14 protein-coding genes are annotated in these 17,195 nt (G+C 68.1%); 8 read left to right on the top strand and 6 right to left on the bottom strand.

Going from position 1 to position 17,195, the window contains the following annotated elements; translation table 11 throughout:
• The first annotated feature begins 151 nt into the window (after positions 1 to 151).
• Positions 152 to 1,267 (top strand): hypothetical protein, encoded by a 1,116-nt coding sequence (locus tag ASD38_RS16045; protein ID WP_056461543.1) that lies wholly within the window; start codon positions 152 to 154, stop codon positions 1,265 to 1,267.
• A gap of 189 nt (positions 1,268 to 1,456) precedes the next feature.
• Here the strand turns inward: ASD38_RS16045 and ASD38_RS16040 are convergent, their stop codons facing one another.
• Complete coding sequence (locus tag ASD38_RS16040; protein WP_056461540.1) at positions 1,457 to 4,888, bottom strand: indolepyruvate ferredoxin oxidoreductase family protein; 3,432 nt, start codon at positions 4,886 to 4,888, stop codon at positions 1,457 to 1,459.
• A 142-nt stretch (positions 4,889 to 5,030) separates the two neighbouring features.
• On the opposite strand from ASD38_RS16040, the gene ASD38_RS16035 reads away from it, so the two are divergent.
• The 5 genes from ASD38_RS16035 (at position 5,031) to ASD38_RS16015 (ending at position 8,097) form a co-directional block, all read left to right on the top strand.
• Entirely contained in the window at positions 5,031 to 5,528 is a 498-nt protein-coding gene (locus tag ASD38_RS16035) for an Lrp/AsnC family transcriptional regulator (protein ID WP_029914476.1), read from the top strand.
• A 252-nt stretch (positions 5,529 to 5,780) separates the two neighbouring features.
• Positions 5,781 to 6,110: an ArsR/SmtB family transcription factor gene (locus tag ASD38_RS16030; RefSeq protein ID WP_056461537.1), complete on the top strand. Its 330-nt coding sequence runs from the start codon at positions 5,781 to 5,783 to the stop codon at positions 6,108 to 6,110.
• Positions 6,107 to 6,607, top strand: a complete 501-nt coding sequence (locus ASD38_RS16025) for an SRPBCC family protein (RefSeq protein ID WP_056438972.1) — start codon at positions 6,107 to 6,109, stop codon at positions 6,605 to 6,607. Before ASD38_RS16030 ends, ASD38_RS16025 begins: the two co-directional genes overlap by 4 nt.
• Positions 6,608 to 6,700: 93 nt before the next feature.
• The gene (locus ASD38_RS16020; protein ID WP_056438969.1) at positions 6,701 to 7,114 is read left to right on the top strand and encodes a GFA family protein; all 414 of its coding nucleotides are present in this window, start codon (positions 6,701 to 6,703) and stop codon (positions 7,112 to 7,114) included.
• Positions 7,115 to 7,206: 92 nt separating this feature from the next.
• Positions 7,207 to 8,097: a pirin family protein gene (locus ASD38_RS16015; protein WP_056461536.1), complete on the top strand. Its 891-nt coding sequence runs from the start codon at positions 7,207 to 7,209 to the stop codon at positions 8,095 to 8,097.
• A gap of 96 nt (positions 8,098 to 8,193) precedes the next feature.
• Here ASD38_RS16015 and ASD38_RS16010 read toward each other — a convergent pair whose 3' ends face one another.
• Positions 8,194 to 8,580, bottom strand: coding sequence for a hypothetical protein (locus ASD38_RS16010; protein WP_056461535.1), 387 nt, complete (start codon positions 8,578 to 8,580; stop codon positions 8,194 to 8,196).
• Positions 8,581 to 8,692: 112 nt separating this feature from the next.
• Between ASD38_RS16010 and ASD38_RS16005 the strand changes: the two genes are divergently transcribed.
• Positions 8,693 to 9,712 carry an adenosine deaminase gene (locus ASD38_RS16005; protein WP_056438960.1) on the top strand — a complete coding sequence of 340 codons (1,020 nt, stop codon included), beginning with the start codon at positions 8,693 to 8,695 and terminating at the stop codon, positions 9,710 to 9,712.
• 144 nt (positions 9,713 to 9,856) lie between these two features.
• On the opposite strand, the gene ASD38_RS16000 is transcribed toward ASD38_RS16005, so the two are convergent.
• The 3 genes from ASD38_RS16000 to ASD38_RS15990 all read right to left on the bottom strand — a co-directional run bounded on the left by ASD38_RS16000 (position 9,857) and on the right by ASD38_RS15990 (position 14,755).
• A complete protein-coding gene (locus tag ASD38_RS16000) occupies positions 9,857 to 10,843 on the bottom strand; it encodes a DegT/DnrJ/EryC1/StrS family aminotransferase (RefSeq protein ID WP_056438957.1) in 987 nt (328 codons plus the stop codon).
• A 131-nt stretch (positions 10,844 to 10,974) separates the two neighbouring features.
• Positions 10,975 to 12,525 carry a class I adenylate-forming enzyme family protein gene (locus ASD38_RS15995; protein ID WP_056461534.1) on the bottom strand — a complete coding sequence of 517 codons (1,551 nt, stop codon included), beginning with the start codon at positions 12,523 to 12,525 and terminating at the stop codon, positions 10,975 to 10,977.
• Positions 12,526 to 12,676: 151 nt separating this feature from the next.
• On the bottom strand, positions 12,677 to 14,755 hold the full coding sequence (locus ASD38_RS15990) for a 3-hydroxyacyl-CoA dehydrogenase NAD-binding domain-containing protein (protein WP_056461531.1): 2,079 nt from the start codon (positions 14,753 to 14,755) through the stop codon (positions 12,677 to 12,679).
• Positions 14,756 to 15,245: 490 nt separating this feature from the next.
• Between ASD38_RS15990 and ASD38_RS15985 the strand changes: the two genes are divergently transcribed.
• Positions 15,246 to 15,899 (top strand): hypothetical protein, encoded by a 654-nt coding sequence (locus ASD38_RS15985; protein WP_056438948.1) that lies wholly within the window; start codon positions 15,246 to 15,248, stop codon positions 15,897 to 15,899.
• Here the strand turns inward: ASD38_RS15985 and ASD38_RS15980 are convergent.
• On the bottom strand, positions 15,896 to 17,122 hold the full coding sequence (locus ASD38_RS15980) for a serine hydrolase domain-containing protein (protein WP_056438945.1): 1,227 nt from the start codon (positions 17,120 to 17,122) through the stop codon (positions 15,896 to 15,898). The genes ASD38_RS15985 and ASD38_RS15980 overlap by 4 nt on opposite strands.
• Between the last annotated feature and the right edge of the window lie 73 nt (positions 17,123 to 17,195).

Raw genomic sequence — 17,195 nt, 5'->3', positions numbered from 1 at the left:
CTAGCACGGCTCCGCGAACGCGCCAGACGCTGGTCATGGCCGAGACCGAGGTTCGCCGACCTTCGTTGCCCTTTTCGGAGAGCTGTGAAACCTTGCCCGACAAGGTTGAGGAAGCGCTGGTCGCGGGAACCAGCCCCCAGGGAAGGGCATCATGAACTTCGGCGCCGCGCTCGACGTCGCGATCGGACTGATCTTCGTCTACCTGCTGGTCAGCCTGTTCGTCACCGCGCTCAACGAATACATCTCCAGCTTCCTCAACAAGCGCAGCGAATATCTGCTGTCGCGGGTGCAGAGCCTGCTGGGCGGCGACGGCTCGGAGAAGACCTCCGGCGAATGGTCGCCCGAGATGTGCGCGGTGTGGAATCACCCGCTGATCAGCGCCCTGAAGTCCCACCAGACGGCCGAGGACCACTGCACCAAGCGGGGCGCGCTGCTCAAGAACGCGCCGTCCTATATTCCCGGCAAGACCTTCGCCGTGGCCCTGACCGAGACGCTGAAGCCGTCCGAAACCGCCCATCTCAGCTTCGCCCAACTGAAGACCGCGGTGGCCGGCATCCAGAATAACGACGCCCTGAAGAACGCCCTGCTGCCGATGCTCGACGACGCCGAGGGCAAGCTCGACGTGTTCCAGACCAAGGTCGCCACCTGGTTCGACAGCGCCATGGACCGCACCGGCGGGGCCTATAAGCGTTGGATCCACCGGCTGACCTTCTGGGCCGGCTTCGCGGTCGCCTTAGCCTTCAACGTCAATTCGCTGCAGTTGATCGACAACCTGTGGCGCGACCCGGTGGCCCGGGCCGGCCTGGTGGCCCAGGCCTCGACGACGGCCAGGGGCGCTGACGACGCGCGCGGCGCCCAGGCCCAGTTGGCCGGGCCGCGCCCGGCCGTGACGGATGGCGACCAGGCCGCCGCCGACGTCGACGGCGCCGCGTCCGAGGCCGCCTGCGACACCGGCGAGAGCGCCGCCAACCTGGCCCAGGACCTGCCCCTGCCGATCGGCTGGAATCAGGAGAACCTTTGCGCCCTGGTCCATCAGCCGCTCAAGTCCCTGCCCCCCAGCAAGCGGCCCGCCTCGGTCTGCAAGACGCCCTATCGCAGCGGCTGGAGCGCGACGGTGAAGATCTTCCTGACCCTGCTGGGCCTGGCGATCACCGGCCTGGCCGTCTCGTTGGGCTCGCCGTTCTGGTTCGGGACCCTGCAGTCGGTGACCAACATCCGCGCCAGCGGCGCCAAGCCCGACCGGGCGGACGGGACGACGCAGAAGTAGGCGGGTCGAATTTCGCCCCCTCTTTCGGTCGTCATCCCGGGCCTTGTGCCCGGGACCCCTGGTTCAGCCCGCACGTGAAGTGCAAGCGGTTCGCCGGCTAACCGCCCCTACAGCACGTGCGGCGGATAGAGGGGTCCCGGGCACAAGGCCCGGGATGACGGTTGAAAGGGAGGTGCGGGGCTATCGCGCCTACCCCTCCCACTGGCTCCACAACGTCTTGGCCTCGGCCTTGGCCTTGACCACCGAGGCGTCCTTGACGTGGCCGTAGCCGCGGATGTCCTGCGGGACCGAGGCGATGCGGGCCGCCAGCGGCAGGCGCTCGGGGGTCAGGCCGCCGACGAGGCGGTCGAGCGTGACCTCGTAGTCGGCGATCAGGCCGCGCTCCATGCGGCGCTCCTCGGTCTTGCCGAACACGTCCAGCGGCCCGCCGCGCAGGCCCTTCATCTTCGCCATGATCGGGAAGGCGTAGTCGAGCATCCAGCCGCCGAAGGCCATCTTGCGCGGCATGCCGTCCTTGTCCTTGGCGCCGATGATCGGCGGGGCCAGCCAGACCTTGGCCTTGCCGCCCTTGAAGGTCCCGGCCAGCTCGGCCGCGAAGCGACCGTCGGTATAGAGCCGGGCGACCTCGTACTCGTCCTTGTAGGCCATCAGCTTGTAGAGGTTGACGGCCGCCGCGCGGGTCAGGGCCTCACCGCCGCCGTTGGCCGCCTCGGCCGCCGCGACCTTCTCGATCCGAGCCAGGTAGCGCTTGGCGTAGGCCTCGTTCTGGTAGGCCGTCAGGTCGGCGGCCCGCTTGGCGATCAGCGCGTCCAGCGGCATGGTCTCCGGCGTCGGCACGTCGGCGTCGCGCGGCCCCATCGAGGCCGGATCGTGCGCCACGCGGCGGCCCAGTTCGAAGGCCGCCAGGTTGGACTCGTAGTCGACGCCGTTCAGCTTGATCGCCCGATAGACCGCGCGGCTGGACAGCGGGATCACCCCGCGCTGCCAGGCGAAGCCGACTATGATCATGTTGGCGAAGATGGCGTCGCCGAACTGGGTCTCGGCCAGGTGCTGGGCCGGGCAGGAATCGAAGCTCTTCACCGCGCCCTTGATGCGGCGGGCCATGGCCCCGCTGTCGAAGCGGATGTCGCGGCTGGTGACGAAGTCGGCGGTGGGGGCGAAGTCGCTGTTGCCGAAGGCGCTGGTGCGGTCCTTGGCGTACAGCGACAGGCCTTCCGGCGAAGCGGCCACCAGCATGTCGCAGGCGATCAGCACGTCGGCGCTGGCGGCGGGCACGCGGCCGCCGACCACGGTCTCCTCGGTCTCGCCGATCTTGACGTGGCTGAACACCGAGCCGCCCTTCTGGGCCAGGCCGGTCATGTCGACCACGCTGCCGGCGCGGCCGTCCACGTGGGCGGCCATGGCCAGGATCGAGGCTACGGTCGTCACACCGGTGCCGCCGACGCCGGTGAAGATGATCCGGCGCACGCCATGGAAGTCGTCGAACACCGGCAGGGGCGTGGAGTCGGCGGTCAGGGCCGGGACCTTCTTGGCGTTCGTGCTCTCGGCCCCTTCCAGGGTGATGAACGACGGGCAGAAGCCGTCGACGCAGCTGTAGTCCTGGTTGCAGGTCGACTGGTTGATCTTGCGCTTGCGGCCGAACTCGGTGTTCAGCGGCTCGACCGACACGCAGTTGGACTTGATCGAGCAGTCGCCGCAGCCCTCGCAGACCAGCGGGTTGATGAACACCCGCTTGGTGGCCTTGGCCATGGTCCCGCGCTTGCGGCGGCGGCGCTTTTCGGTGGCGCAGGTCTGGTCGTAGAGCAGCACCGTTGTGCCAGGCGTGTCGCGCAGCATCTTCTGCACGCTCATCAGTTCGGCGCGCGGGAAGACCTCGACGCCGGGGGCCAGGTCGTTGACGCTTTGATAGCGCTCCAGCTCGTCGACCACGATCACCGTCTTGGCCACGCCTTCGGCGGCCAGCTGGCGGGTGATCTGGGCCGGGGTGAAGCCGCTTTCGGCGCGCTGGCCGCCGGTCATGGCGACGGCGTCGTTGAACAGCAGCTTGTAGGTGATGTTGGCCCCGGCCGCGATCGCGGCGCGGATCGCCAGCGAGCCGGAGTGGTTGTAGGTGCCGTCGCCCAGGTTCTGGAAGACGTGCTTTTCGGTGGTGAACGGCGCGGCGCCCACCCAGGTCAGGCCTTCGCCGCCCATGTGGGTGTTCAGGTCGGTCGACGGGTCGTTGAAGCTGGCCATGTAGTGGCAGCCGATGCCGGCCAGGGCCCTGCTGCCCTCGGGCAGCTTGGTCGAGGTGTTGTGCGGGCAGCCCGAGCAGAAGAACGGCTTGCGGGCCTGGTCGGCGGCCAGGCTGACGGCGGCGACGCCGGCGGCCGAGACGCGGTTCAGATAGGCCTGGGCCCGCTCCATGTGCGGGCCGTCCGGCAGGCGGTCATAGATCGCCAGGGCGATTTCGGCCACCGACAGCGAGCCCAGCTCCGACAGCAGCGGATGGCCGTGTTCGTCCAGCTTGCCGATGATCCGCGGACGGGCGTGGGCCGGCAGGTCGTAGAGGGCGGCCCGGGCCTGGGGCTCGATCAGGCCGCGCTTATGCTCGATGACCATCAGGGTCTCGAGGCCGGCGGCGAAGGCGCGAATGCCCAGGGGCTCCAGCGGCCAGGGCATGCCGACCTTGTAGATCGAGACGCCCAGGTCCGACGCCTCCTCCAGGCTCATGCCCATGGCGGTGAAGGCTTCCAGCACGTCCTTGTAGGCCTGGCCCTGGCAGACGATGCCCAGGCGCGCCTTGCCGACGCGAACGTGATGCGCGCCCAGCACGACCCGGTCGATCCCGTTGGCGCGGGCGAAGGCCAGGGCGGCGGGGATCTTGTGAAGACGGAGGCGGCGCTCCTTCTCCATCGGCTGGTCCTTCAGCCGGATGCCCAGGCCGCCCGGCGGCATCGGGAAGTTCTCGGGCACGACCAGCTTGTGGCGGTCCAGCGAGACGTCGATGGTCACGCCGCTGTCCATGGTGTCGGCCAGGGCGATCATGCCGGTCCACAGGCCGGAGAAGCGCGACATCGAAATGCCCAGCAGGCCGTAGTCGAGCACCTCCTGCACGTCGGCCGGCGACAGCACCGGCATCTCGAAGTCCTGGAACGCGAATTCAGACTGCGACGGCAGGGTCGAGCTCTTGCAGGCGTGGTCGTCGCCAGCCACGGCCAGCACGCCGCCGGTCGGGAAGGCGCCGGCGAAATTGGCGTGCTTGAAGACGTCGCCGGTGCGGTCCACGCCCGGCGCCTTGCCGTACCACATGCCGAACACGCCGTCGTGAGTCGCGCCCGGGAACAGGTTCGCCTGCTGGCTGCCCCAGACGGCGGTGGCGGCCAGATCCTCGTTCAGGCCTTCCTTGAAGACCACGTCGTGGGCGGTGAGCAGCTTCGAGAGGCGGGCGGCCTGCTGATCCAATCCCCCCAGGGGCGAGCCCCGATAGCCGGAAAGGAAGCCCGCCGTATTGAGCCCGGCCCGGGTGTCCAGGCGCTTTCTGTCGAGGAGGACTCTGATCAGCGCCTGCACGCCGGTGATGAACGCGCGACCATCTTCGAGCAGATATTTGTCGTCGAGCGTGACTTCCGAGTGCCGCATAGCAAAAAAATTCCTCCCGGGTCTTCCTGCCCGCTCAGCAATATCTTATAGAAACGGGGAAATTGTTTGCCCAAGGTGTGCCCGACTCAAGGCCGCTTTGCGCAAGATCAGCGCGCCAATCACCCTCTGGGGGGAGGAAATCTTGTCCGAACAACTCGACGCCGTGGATGCCAAGATCCTGGATCTCATCCAACACGACGCCGGACTGTCCGTCGCGGAGATCGCGGAGCGAGTCGGGCTGTCGTCCAGCCCGTGCTGGCGACGGATCAAAAGGCTGGAGGACGCGGGCGTCATTCAGCGCCGCGTGACCATCCTCGATCGCGAAAAACTGGGCCTCGGCTTCGAGGTCTATTGCACCGCCAAGCTGTCGCTGCCGACCAAGGAAAACCTCGAGGTCTTCGAGCAGGCCGTGGGCAAGTGGGCCGAGGTCGTGCAGTGCGCCACCGTGACCGGCGCCGCCGACTACGAACTGCGCATCGTCACCCGCGACATGCGCGCCTTCGACGAGTTCCTGCGCGACAAGCTGCTGTCGCTGGGCCTGGTCAGCAATATCGAGAGCCGGATCGTCATCCGCGGCGTCAAGAACTCCACGGCCGTGCCGCTGGGTCTGGTCAGCCCGTACGTCAGCCCGCTGAGCTGATCGCCCTTCTCCCCTTGCGGGAGAAGGTGTCGGCCCCCGGGTCCGGCTGAAAGCCGGCCCGAGGATAAACGCCGCCGACGGATGAGGGGTCGAAAGCCATTTCCGCCGCGATCAGCCGAAAGGCCGGTCGCGGCGGTTTTCGTTTGAGCGACCCCTCATCCGTCTCGCTTCGCGAGCCACCTTCTCCCGCAAGGGGAGAAGGATAACGAATTAGCATTGACTAATGCATTAGCCGTTGCTAATTGATCCGCCATGATCGAAGCCGCCCCCATCGACGCCGTCATGCGCGCCCTGGCCGACCCCACGCGACGGGCCGTCTACGAGCGGATCGTGCGATCCGAGGAAATCACCGTGGGCGAACTGACCCGCGGGGCCGGCGTCAGCCAGGGCGCGGTCTCCCAGCACCTGAAGTCGCTGAGGACCGCCGGTCTGGTGGTCGAGCGCCCCGAGGGCCGCAACGTCTATTACCGCGCCCAGCCCGACGGCCTGACGCCGCTGGTCGACTGGATGACCCATTACGGCGTGTTCTGGCGCGAACGGTTCGCCGACCTGCGCGCCCTTCTTCAGGAGATCGACCCATGACCAACCCGGCCCGCTCGCTCGCCGAGCCCGACACCTCCGAATCAGATGGGGGCCAGATCGTCGTCGACGAGGTCTTCCCGCATGCGCCCCAGACCGTGTGGAAGGCCCTGACCAACGGCGCCCTGATGGGCCGCTGGCTGATGGCGCCGACCGACTTCGCGCCGGTCGAGGGCCATCGCTTCACCTTCCAGACCACGCCGGGCGGCCAGTGGGACGGGGTGATCCGCTGCCAGGTGCTGGAAGTGGCCGAGAACGAGCGCTTCGCCTATGCCTGGAGCGGCGGCCACGAGGCCAATGTCGGCTACGGCGCGCCGCTGGAAACGGTGGTCACCTGGACCCTGACGGCCAGCGAGGCCGGCACCCGCGTGCGCATGGTCCATTCCGGCTTCGTCCTGCCGCGCAACGCGACCGCCTTCGAGGGCATGGGCAAGGGCTGGAAGACCGTCATGCAGCGGCTCGAGACCTGCACGGCCGAGCAGGACGAGACCCAGCACTAGTTCAAACCTTTAGAGCGTGACGGACGCCGAAACCGGCATCCGCTTTCGGCTGTCACGCTCTTGGACCTCCCTCTTCAAAACCAGGAGATTTCGATGAGCGACCCCTTCACGGGCGGCTGCGCGTGCGGCGCCGTGCGCTATTCCATCGTCGGCGAGCCGCTGGTGATGGCCGACTGCCAATGCCGCCACTGCCAGCACCTCAGCGGCACGGGCCACGGCTCGTACCTGACCTTCAAGGACGCGGCGGTGACGCTGAGCGGCGAGGCGCGGCGGTGGGAGGTCGTCGGCGACCTGGGCACGGTGAAGGCGCACGCCTTCTGCCCGACCTGCGGGGCGCCGGTCTATCTGGCCTTCCCCGCCATGCCCGACCTGTTCACCGTCCACGCCGCCAGCCTCGACGCGCCGGAACGCTACGCGCCCTCGATGACGCTGTTCACCGCGCGCGGCCACGCCTGGGACCCGGTCGCGCCGGGCCAGCGGACGTTCGCGGGGATGCCGACGGGCTGATCGCCGGCTGGCCCCGCTTCATGGCCAAATTCTTCTAGAATCGCCTTGCCGCACCCGTCACAGTGAGGGCTCCAGCCTCCCGGAGCCCTCCCATGATCGACCTCGTCATCGACCAGCGACGCAAGGATCTCGGCGGCTTCGAGGTGGGGCGGGTGCTGCCGTTCCACAGCCGGCGGATGGTGGGTCCCTTCACCTTCTTCGACCATATGGGCCCGGCCAGCTTCGAGCCCGGCTTCCCGCGCAATGTCGACGTGCGGCCCCACCCGCACATCGGCTTGTCGACCCTGACCTACCTGTTCGAAGGCGAGATCACCCATCGCGACAGCCTGGGCTCCGAGCTGGTCATTCGTCCGGGCGAGGTCAACTGGATGACGGCCGGCAGCGGCATCACCCATTCCGAGCGCTTCGAGGGACTGCGCGAACACGGCGGGACGATGCACGGCATCCAGGCCTGGGTGGCCCTGCCCGACGGCCAGGAGGAGGTCGCCCCGGCCTTCTCGCACCACGCCCGCGACGAGATGCCGATCTACGAGGCCAATGGCCTGAAGGCGGCGTTGGTGGCCGGTAAGGCGTTCGGGGCCGAGGCCAAGGTGCCGGTGTTCTCGCCGCTGTTCTACGTGCACTGGGAGATGACGGCCGGGGCCAAGGCCGGTCTGCCGGCCGAATATTCCGAGCGCGCCGCCTATGTCGCCACCGGCAAGGTCGAGGCCGCCGGCCAGGTGCTGCACGCCGGCCAGATGGCGGTGTTCAAGCCGGGCGAGACGATCACCTTCGAGGCGATCGAGCCCTCGACCGTCATGCTGCTGGGCGGCGAGCCGGTGGGGCCGCGCTTCATCGAGTGGAACTTCGTCTCCTCGTCCAAGGAGCGGATCGAGCAGGCCAAGGCCGACTGGCGGGCCCAGCGCATGAAGCTGCCGGACCTGGACGACCAGGAGTTCACCCCCCTGCCCGAACCGCCGCCGCCCCCGCCGCCGATGTCGTAGGGGACGGGGCGCACGCCATTCCCTTCAACCGTCATCCCGCGCACAAGGCCCGGGATGGCGGCGATTTTGAGAATGGGATGACCCGAGGTTCGCTCGCTACAAGAACGGCCCGGGCAGCCTCGGCGGCCCCGGCCCGACCTCGTCGTCGGCCTCGCCCACGGCCTGGTAATGCGCCACGAGCCTGGCGCAGGCGTCCAGGAACAGGGCCTCGATGAAGGCTGCCTCGCGACCCGTGAGCCGGACGATCTCGGCCAGAGCGTGGCCCCGGCCGGCGGCCATGTCCATCACCGCCACCTCCTGGGCCGACAGCGCCGCGCGGGCGCCCGCCAGCCGCTCCACCGCGTCCAACCGCTGGAAGCCGTCGTCGCTGGCCAGGGTCTTGCGGTAGTCGCGGCCGTAGAGGGCGGCGGCCTCCGCCTCGGCCAAGCCGATGTCGGGGCCCGCGTCCTCGACGGGCTCGGGAAGGGAAGAATTCGTGGTCACGAGCGCCTTTTAGCCCGTGCCCGGGACGGGGACACGCACAAGTGCATGTCCCCGTCCCGCGTCGTCACGATCCCGGTTGAACCGCCCCGCCCTCAGCGCCCATAATTCCCCCATGACCGATCTCGCCCTCGAAACCTTCGTCCGCGGCCTGCCCAAGGCCGAGCTGCACATGCACATCGAGGGCAGCCTCGAGCCCGAGCTGATGTTCGAGCTGGCCGAGCGCAACGGCGTGACCCTGCCGTTCAAGACGGTGGACGAGATCCGCGCCGCCTACGCCTTCTCCAACCTGCAGGACTTCCTGGACATCTATTACCAGGGCGCGGGCGTGCTGCTGACGCAAGCCGACTTCAAGGACCTGGCCCTGGCCTATTTCCGCCGGCTGAAGGCCGACGGCGGGACCCACGCCGAGATCTTCTTCGACCCTCAGACCCACACCGACCGCGGCGTGGCCTTCGGCACGGTGATCGAGGGGCTGACCGCCGGCATGGAAGAGGCCGAGCGAACCCTGGGCGTCACCTCCAAGCTGATCCTCTGCTTCCTGCGCCACCTGGACGAGGCCGCCGCCTTCGCCACCCTGGAGCAGGCCAAACCGTATCTTTCCAAGATCGCCGGGGTGGGCCTGGACTCCTCGGAGGTCGGCCACCCGCCCGCCAAGTTCGCCCGCGTGATGCAGGCGGCCCGCGACCTGGGCCTCAAGGTCGTGGCCCACGCCGGCGAGGAAGGCCCGCCGGCCTACGTCTGGGAAGCGGTGGACATCCTCGACGTCGACCGCATCGACCACGGCAACCGCGCCCTGGAGGACGACTGCCTGACCGCCCGCCTGGTGCAGGACGCCACGACCCTGACCGTCTGCCCGCTGTCGAACCTGAAGCTGTGCGGGGTGTCGGACCTGAAGGAACACCCGCTGAAGCGCATGCTGAAGCTGGGCCTGAAGGCCACGGTCAATTCCGACGACCCGGCCTATTTCGGCGGCTACCTGCTGGAGAACTACGTGCAGACGGCGGAAGCCGTCGGCCTGACGCGGGACGAGCTGGTGACCCTGGCCAAGAACAGCTTCACGGGGTCGTTTCTGGATGAGGCGGAGAAGGCGCGGCGAGTGGCGGGAATCGACGCCTACGTGGCGGCGCAGTAGGGCAGCGGCTCACTGACTTGCCCCCACCTGACCGCTTCGCGGTCTGTCCGCCCCCATAGGGGGCGGAGGACACGCGCAAGGCTCCTCTTCCCCCTATGGGGGAAGACGATCGCGAAGCGATCCGTAGGGGGCAGGTGTTCGCCGCTAGAGCGCCTTACGAACCGCCTCGGCCAGCTCGTCCAGCTCCGCGATGCCCAGGTCCGCATGGAACGGCAGGCTCAGCACCGACTTGGCTAGGCGATCCGCCACCGGCGTCTGGTCGCGGACGACGATGCCGGGGCCGACCGGGTTGGTGGCGTAGCCCATCTCGGCCAGCTTCTCGGCCACGACCGGAGCCGCGCCTTCGGGGACGCTGACGACCCAGGCGTCGGACACCCAGCTCATGCCCCAACCCGGCTGGAAGCCGATCGAGGCGCCCATCAGCAGCATGCGCAGGCGTTGGGCGGCGGTGGCCAGGCGCAGGCGCTGGCTGGACCAGTTGTCGAGCCCGGCCTCGCCGACGAAGGCCGGCGCGTCAAGGCGGGCGATGAAGTCGGCGTCCTGGCTGGCCACGAACACGCCGCGCCCGCTGGGCAGGCCGACGACCACGGGGACCGGGGCGTCCATGATCACGTCGAAGCCGTCGGTGGCGTCGACCACGATCGGCAGGCCGGTCTCGCGCTGGAAGGCGGCCCAGGCGGTCATGTCGGGGGCGCGGCCGAAGGCGCAGGTGGGGACGATGGCCTCGATCGGCGGCGGGGCCTCGCCGAGACGCTCGCGCAGGTGGGCCGGATCGAACATCCAGCTGTAGGGATCCACGTCGACCAGCCAGGCCCGCAGGCCGGCGGCGGCGACCGCCTCCAGCGTGGCGGCCGAGGCTAGGGCCGGAACGATGCAGACGCCGCCGCGACGTACGCCCGAGGCGACGAGGGCGGCGGTCAGGGCGGCCACGCGGGTGGCGACGGCGCGGACGGCGGTGGGACGGTCGAAGCGGTCGGCCAGCTTGGCGTCGAGGCCGGGGGTCAGACCCTGGCGGAGCACCTTCTCCACGGCCGCGAAATCCAGGGGAACGCCGGCCGCCGCGAGCGCCGCTTCGGCCTTGGCCTGCTTGCGGGCTTCCGGCGACAATGAGGCTTTGGGCTGGGCTTGCATCAGACGTCGCTTCCGAACAATCCGGCTCTGTCACACGACAGCGCCTTTATGGTTAAGCAAACGTATCGACTGACTCGGCGAGCCCAGATGCGGCGCGCCGTCGCGGCAAAAAGGTGGCCGGAATCTTCGACCTAGGCAAGAGACGTCCAGCTGTCGCGCAACTCGCGCTTCAGAACCTTGCCGATATGGCTGCGGGGCAAGGATTCCAAGAGCTTGAGGTCGACCAGCCGCTGGGTCTTGCCGAGGCGAGCATTGACCCAGGTCCTCAACCCGTCCGCGTCAATTCGCGCATTCGGCTTAACGGCCACGAAAGCCACCGGTGATTCGCCCCAGGCGTCGGACGGCACGCCGACCACCGCCGCCTCGACCACGTCGGGATGCTTGACGATCTCGGCCTCGATGTCGCTGGGATAGATGTTGAAGCCGCCACTGATGATCATGTCCTTCTTGCGGTCCATCAGCGTCAGGAAGCCGTCCTCGTCGAAGCGGCCGACGTCGCCGGTGCGGATGAAGCTCCAGCCCTCGGGCGAGACCCAGGTCGCCTCGGCGGTCTTGCCCGGCTGGCCGTGATAGCCGTTCATCATGCCGGCCGAGCGGCCGACGATCTCGCCGACCACGCCGGGGCCGACCTGGACGCCGTCCTCGTCGATCAGCCGGATGTCGTGGCCGGGGGCGGGACGACCCACCGTGTGCAGCTTGTCCGGATGCTCGTGGGCCATCAGGATGCAGGTGCCCCCGCCCTCGGTCATGCCGAAGTACTCGACCAGCCCGCCGGGCCAGCGGGCCAGCACCTGGGCCTTCAGCTCGGCCGAGAACGGCGCGCTGGTGCAGAACTTCAGGTGGGTCGACGACAGGTCGAAGTCGTCGAAGTCGGGCCGGTCCATCAGGCGGCGATACTGCACCGGCACCAGCATGGTGTGGGTCATGCGATGGGCCTGCGCCAGCTGCAGATAGCGGCCGGCGTCGAACTTCCTCATCAGCACCACCGTGCCGCCGCCCGCCAGGGCCGGGAAGAAGCAGACCAGGGTGGTGTTGGAATAAAGCGGGGTCGACAGCAGGGCGACGGCGTCTTGGCCATAGCCCACCGCGTCGCCGCGGAACACGTGCTTCCAGCGCATGCCGTGCGACTGGACGATGCCCTTGGGCGCGCCGGTCGTGCCGCTGGAATAGATGATGTTGAACGGGTCCTCCGGCGCGATCGCCACGGCGGTCGGGATCGCGCCCTCGGGCGCCAGCCAGGCGTCGAATGCCTCGCCGAAGTCCGAACCGTCCAGGGCGATGTAGCGTACGGCGATCGGGACGGCCTTCTGGGCCTCGGCCACCCCGGCGTCCATGAAGAACAGCCGCGCGCCGCAGTCGGCGACCATGCCGGCGATGGCCTCGGGCGTCGAGGACGGGGCCAGGGGCGCCACCGCCACGCCGGCCCGCAGGGCGCCGAGGAACAAGGCCGCATACGGAATGGACGACAGGGCGCAGACGGCGACGGCCTCGCCCTGCCGGATTCCGTCGCGCTGCAGGGCGGCGGCGACCCGGTCGGCCAGGGCGTCGAGCTGGCCGTAGGTGACCGTCTCGCCGGTCTCCATGATCACGGCGGGATGGTCGGGAGCCTCGGCCGCGCGGAGGCGGAGGATGTCGCCCATCACGCCGTAGTCGGCGGTCATCATGGATTGGATCGAGGTCATGGCGAGCACATCCGCATCACGCAAAAACAGTTGTCATCCCGGAAGCCTCGCAGAGGCTGTCCGGGACCCAGGGGCGGTGCGCACGGCCCCTGGGTCCCGGGTCTTCGCTGCGCTTCGCCCGGGATGACAACGGGAAAAGCTCTGGACGCGTTCAGGCGTCCTTGAACCCCTTGCCCTCGGCGACCAGCCGTTCCAGCAGGGCCGACGGCTTGAAGTCGTCGCCGAGGCTGGCCTGGAATTCCTTCATCTTGGCCAGGATCTTATCCAGCCCGGTCAGCTCGCCCCAGAACATCGGGCCGCCGGTATAGACCGGCCAGCCGTAGCCGTTGATCCAGACCGTATCGATGTCGGACGCCCGGATGGCCTTGCCCTCTTCCAGGATCTTGGCCCCCTCGTTGACCATCGGATACAGGCAGCGCTCCAGGATCTCCTGGTCGCTGATCGCGCGGCGCTGGATCTGGCGCTTCTCGGCGAAGTCGAGGATCACCTGCTCGACGTCCTTCGAGGGCTTGGCGACGCGGTTCTCGTCGTAGTCGTAGAAGCCCTTGCCGTTCTTCTGGCCGCGACGGTCCATCTCGCACAGCACTTCACGCACGGTGGACGACGAGGTCTTGGCCGGGTCCCAGCCGATGTCGAGGCCGGCCAGGTCGCTCATCGCGAACGGCCCCATCGGCAGGCCGAAGTCGTAGAGCACGCGATCGACGTCCCAGGGCATGGCGCCTTCCAGGATCAGCTTCTGGGCCTCGCGCTGGCGCTGGGCCAGCATGCGGTTGCCCACGAAGCCGTGGCAGTTGCCGACCAGCACCGCGACCTTGCCGATCTTCTTGCCGATCTGCATCGAGGTGGCGATCACCGACTTGTCGGTCTTGGCCCCGCGCACGATCTCCAACAGCTTCATGACATTGGCCGGCGAGAAGAAGTGCAGGCCGATCACGCTCTCGGGCCGCGAGGTCGAAGCGGCGATCACGTCGATGTCGAGGTAGGAGGTGTTGGAGGCCAGGATCGCGCCGGGCTTGGCGATCTTGTCCAGCTTGCCGAACACTTCCTTCTTGATCTCCATCAGCTCGAACACGGCCTCGATGATCAGGTCGCAGTCGGCCAGGTCTTCCAGGTTCATCGAGGGCGTCAGCAGGCCCATGCGCTTTTCGACGTCGTCCTGGGTCAGGCGGCCCTTCTTGGCGGTGTTCTCGTAGTTCTTGCGGATCACCCCGACGCCGCGGTCGAGGTTCTCCTGCTTGGCCTCGATGATCGTCACCGGGATCCCGGCGTTGAGGAAGTTCATCGAGATGCCGCCGCCCATGGTGCCGGCCCCGATCACGCCCACCTTCTTGATCGGGATGATCGGGGTGTCGTCCGGCACGTCCGGGATCTTGGCGGCCTGGCGTTCGGCGAAGAACACATAGCGCTGGGCGGCCGACTGGCTGCCGGTCATCAGCTCCATGAACAGCCGGCGCTCTTCCTTCAGCCCTTCGTCGAAGGGCAGGTTCACCGCCGCCTCGATGCACTTGATGTTGTTCTCGGGGGCCATGAAGCCGCGGAACTTGCGGGCGTTGGCCTTGCGAAATTCGCTGAAGATCTCGGGCTTGCCGCGCGCGGCCTCGACCTTGGCGTTCTGGTCGCGGATGCGGGTCAGCGGCTTGTCCTCGGCCAGCACCACGCGGGCGAAGGCGATGGCCCCGTCGCGCAGGGCGCCCTCCTCGACCAGGCTGTCGAACAGGCCCATGGCGAGAGCCGCCTTGGCCGGCACGTGCTGGCCGGTGGTGACCATCTCCAACGCCTTCTCGACGCCCACGACGCGCGGCAGGCGCTGGGTTCCGCCGGCTCCCGGAAGCAGGCCGATGTTCACTTCCGGCAGGCCGGCCTTGGCCGAGGGCACGGCGACGCGATAGTGCGCCACCAGCGCCACTTCCAGCCCGCCGCCCAGCACCGTGCCATGGATCGCGGCGATCACGGGCTTGGGCGAGTTCTCGATGGTGTTCTGGACGTCCTGCAGCGACGGGCCGGTCATGGCCTTGCCGAACTCGGTGATGTCGGCGCCGGCGATGAAGGTCTTGCCCTCGCAGATCAGCACGATGGCCTTGACCGCCGGGTCGGCGATGGCGGCGTCGAAGGCCTTGGACAGCCCCTCGCGCACGGCGGCCGACAGCGCGTTGACCGGCGGCGAGTTGAGCGTCACCACCCCGATGTCGCCTTCGACGGTCAGATCCGTGACGTTGTTGATCGCGGCCATGGCTTTTCCACCCTCAAGTCTGTGGTTGCGTTCTTTTGAACGGTTGTTTGAAGCGAACCCTGCACGACCTGTCGCCGAAGTCCAGAGGTCCGTAGGGGCGCCGGGAAATTAGGCGCCTGCCATTGACGCCGCTCCATTCGTACTCGAAATTCGAAAATGAGAATTTCAGCCGGAGCCGATCCGTGCGGGGCGGGGGGAGCCGCCGAGCCAAGCGCCCGCGAACCTCGCGGATACGCCGATGCGGGCTTCGACTGTCGAGGGCGTACGCGTAAGGGGCCGGTGTCGGGGGCGCGACTTGCACACGTCCCACATCTTCGAAGCCGGCCGTCTCGCGCGCACGTGGCGCGCCGTTTCGGCGTGCCGACTTAGGTGAAGCGCACTCGGCGCGGGACCCCCGTCCCGCGCCGCTTTCTTGTGGCTGGAGCGACGTTTCGATTTTGCATATGCCGCGGTTAAGCTACCCCTCGATCGTTCGAGGGGGACCGATGACATGAAATTGGGATGGATCGCCGTTCTGGCGGCGCTGAGCCTGCCGTTAGGCGCGCTGGCCGAAGACAGGTGCGGCGGGGGCCGGATAACCTCTGGCGCGGCCGAGATGTTCGTGACCGTCAGGCAGTTTGGCGCCGCCCCTCCGCAAGTGACCTATGTCCATCTCGACGTCGCCAGCGCTGACAAGACCTTCGCCGCCGGGACCCATTACGAGCCCGTCGGCGACGTCCTCGGATCGCCCGTGGGCCTCTTCTTCACCGCCTACATGCCGCTGCCCGACCCCAAGGCGGCGGTTCGCGAAAACATCGCCTGGAGCTTCGATGGCGGCCCTTGGACCGTGTCGGAATATTCCGGCGAACCCCAGCGAGACTGGGGCGACCCGGCCAAGATCCGAGGGTCCGTGGACCACCGGATCGCTCGCGGCCCACGCTATCCTATCCATCCGGACCGGCTGACCGCCCTGCCCGCTGGCGTGAACATCGCGCTCAAACGGCTGGACCTCGACGGCCATGAACTGGGGTCGGGAACACTGCGCTACCCACCGCAGGCGATGGTCGATGCGCTGTTTGCGTCCACGCGCCGGGCTGCCCTGGCCGATCTCAAGCCCTGCGGGCCGCCTGTGATCATTTCCAACGTGCCGCCACCTAGGGGCTAGGCGTTACTCTCCGTCAGCGCCGCATAGACCAGCGTCCGCAATTCGCGGCGGATCGGATAGGCCGAGGACGGGATCAGCTGGGTCATGAACACCACCGCCAGATCCTCGACCGGATCGATCCAGAACGCCGTCGAGGCCATGCCGCCCCAGAAGTACTCGCCCAGCGAGCCCAGGTTCTTGGTCCGGGCCTGGTCGATGGTCATGGCGAAGCCGAGGCCGAAGCCCAGGCCTTCGAACACCGCCTCGCTGAACAGCGACTGCGACATCTGGGTCAGCTCCTTGCCGCCCGGCAGGTGGTTCATGGTCATCAGCTTGAGGGTCTTGGGGCTGACGATCCGCGCGCCGTCCAGCTCGCCGCCGTTCAGCAGCATGCGGCAGAACCGCATGTAGTCGTCGGCTGTCGAGACCAGGCCGCCGCCGCCCGACTTCACCGCCGGCTCGGACAGGTAGCGGCTGGTGGTCGGATCGTCCTGCAGCACCACCTCGCCCTTGGGGTTGAGGGTGTAGCAGGCGGTGAAGCGATCGCGCTGGTCGTCGGGCACGAAGAAGCCGGTGTCGACCATCTTCAGCGGATCGAAGATCCGTTCCTTCAGGAACGCGTCGAACGGCTGGCCGGAGATCGCCTCGACCAGGTAGCCCAGCACGTCGGTGGCCACCGAATAGTTCCAGGCCTCGCCCGGCGAGAACTCCAGCGGCACGCTCCCCAGGGTCTCGACGAACGCTTCGAGACCGCCCTCGCTGTCGACCCCGTCCAGCTTCAGCTTGCGATAGGCGGCGTCGACGTTGGAGCGCTGCTGGAAGCCGTAGGTCAGGCCGGAGGTGTGGCGCAGCAGGTCGATGATCCGCATCGGCTGATCGACCGGCGTGGTCATGAAGGCGCCCGTCACCCCGGCCTGGAACACGCCGAGTTTCTTCCACGACGGGATGAACCGGTGCACCGGATCGTCCAGCGCGACCTTGCCCTCCTCGACCAGCATCATGAAGGCGATCGAGGTGATCGGCTTGGTCATCGAATAGATGCGGAACAGGCTGTCGGCCTTCAGCGGCCGCCCGCGCTCCTTGTCCGCCGAGCCCAGGATCGTCGTGTGGGCCAACTGGCCGCGACGCCAGACCTGCACCAAGGCGCAGGGCAGCTTTCCGGGCGCGATGTAGCGCTCCTGGATGAAGGCGTCGATGCGCTTCAGTCGATCCGATGACAAACCCACGGCTTCAGGCGTGCTCAAGACGATATCCCTCCTGCGGCCGGCCGCCTGAAGGATCACAGGGGCGGGCCTACTGTTCTTGGCGCGATCGAAG

Origin of the sequence: Caulobacter sp. Root487D2Y, from assembly GCF_001427165.1 — a bacterium.
Lineage (GTDB): Bacteria > Pseudomonadota > Alphaproteobacteria > Caulobacterales > Caulobacteraceae > Caulobacter.
Note: the sequence above shows the minus strand (reverse complement) of the source record. Positions and strands in the feature narration are given on the sequence as shown.

Excerpts from the sequence above, each read along its gene's own strand:
- ASD38_RS16045 (WP_056461543.1), top strand. The coding sequence starts at position 152 with ATGAACTTCGGCGCCGCGCTCGACGTCGCGATCGGACTGATCTTCGTC.
- ASD38_RS16040 (WP_056461540.1), bottom strand. The coding sequence starts at position 4,888 with ATGCGGCACTCGGAAGTCACGCTCGACGACAAATATCTGCTCGAAGAT.
- ASD38_RS16030 (WP_056461537.1), top strand. The coding sequence starts at position 5,781 with ATGATCGAAGCCGCCCCCATCGACGCCGTCATGCGCGCCCTGGCCGAC.
- ASD38_RS16025 (WP_056438972.1), top strand. The coding sequence starts at position 6,107 with ATGACCAACCCGGCCCGCTCGCTCGCCGAGCCCGACACCTCCGAATCA.
- ASD38_RS16020 (WP_056438969.1), top strand. The coding sequence starts at position 6,701 with ATGAGCGACCCCTTCACGGGCGGCTGCGCGTGCGGCGCCGTGCGCTAT.
- ASD38_RS16015 (WP_056461536.1), top strand. The coding sequence starts at position 7,207 with ATGATCGACCTCGTCATCGACCAGCGACGCAAGGATCTCGGCGGCTTC.
- ASD38_RS16005 (WP_056438960.1), top strand. The coding sequence starts at position 8,693 with ATGACCGATCTCGCCCTCGAAACCTTCGTCCGCGGCCTGCCCAAGGCC.
- ASD38_RS16000 (WP_056438957.1), bottom strand. The coding sequence starts at position 10,843 with ATGCAAGCCCAGCCCAAAGCCTCATTGTCGCCGGAAGCCCGCAAGCAG.
- ASD38_RS15995 (WP_056461534.1), bottom strand. The coding sequence starts at position 12,525 with ATGACCTCGATCCAATCCATGATGACCGCCGACTACGGCGTGATGGGC.
- ASD38_RS15990 (WP_056461531.1), bottom strand. The coding sequence starts at position 14,755 with ATGGCCGCGATCAACAACGTCACGGATCTGACCGTCGAAGGCGACATC.
- ASD38_RS15985 (WP_056438948.1), top strand. The coding sequence starts at position 15,246 with ATGAAATTGGGATGGATCGCCGTTCTGGCGGCGCTGAGCCTGCCGTTA.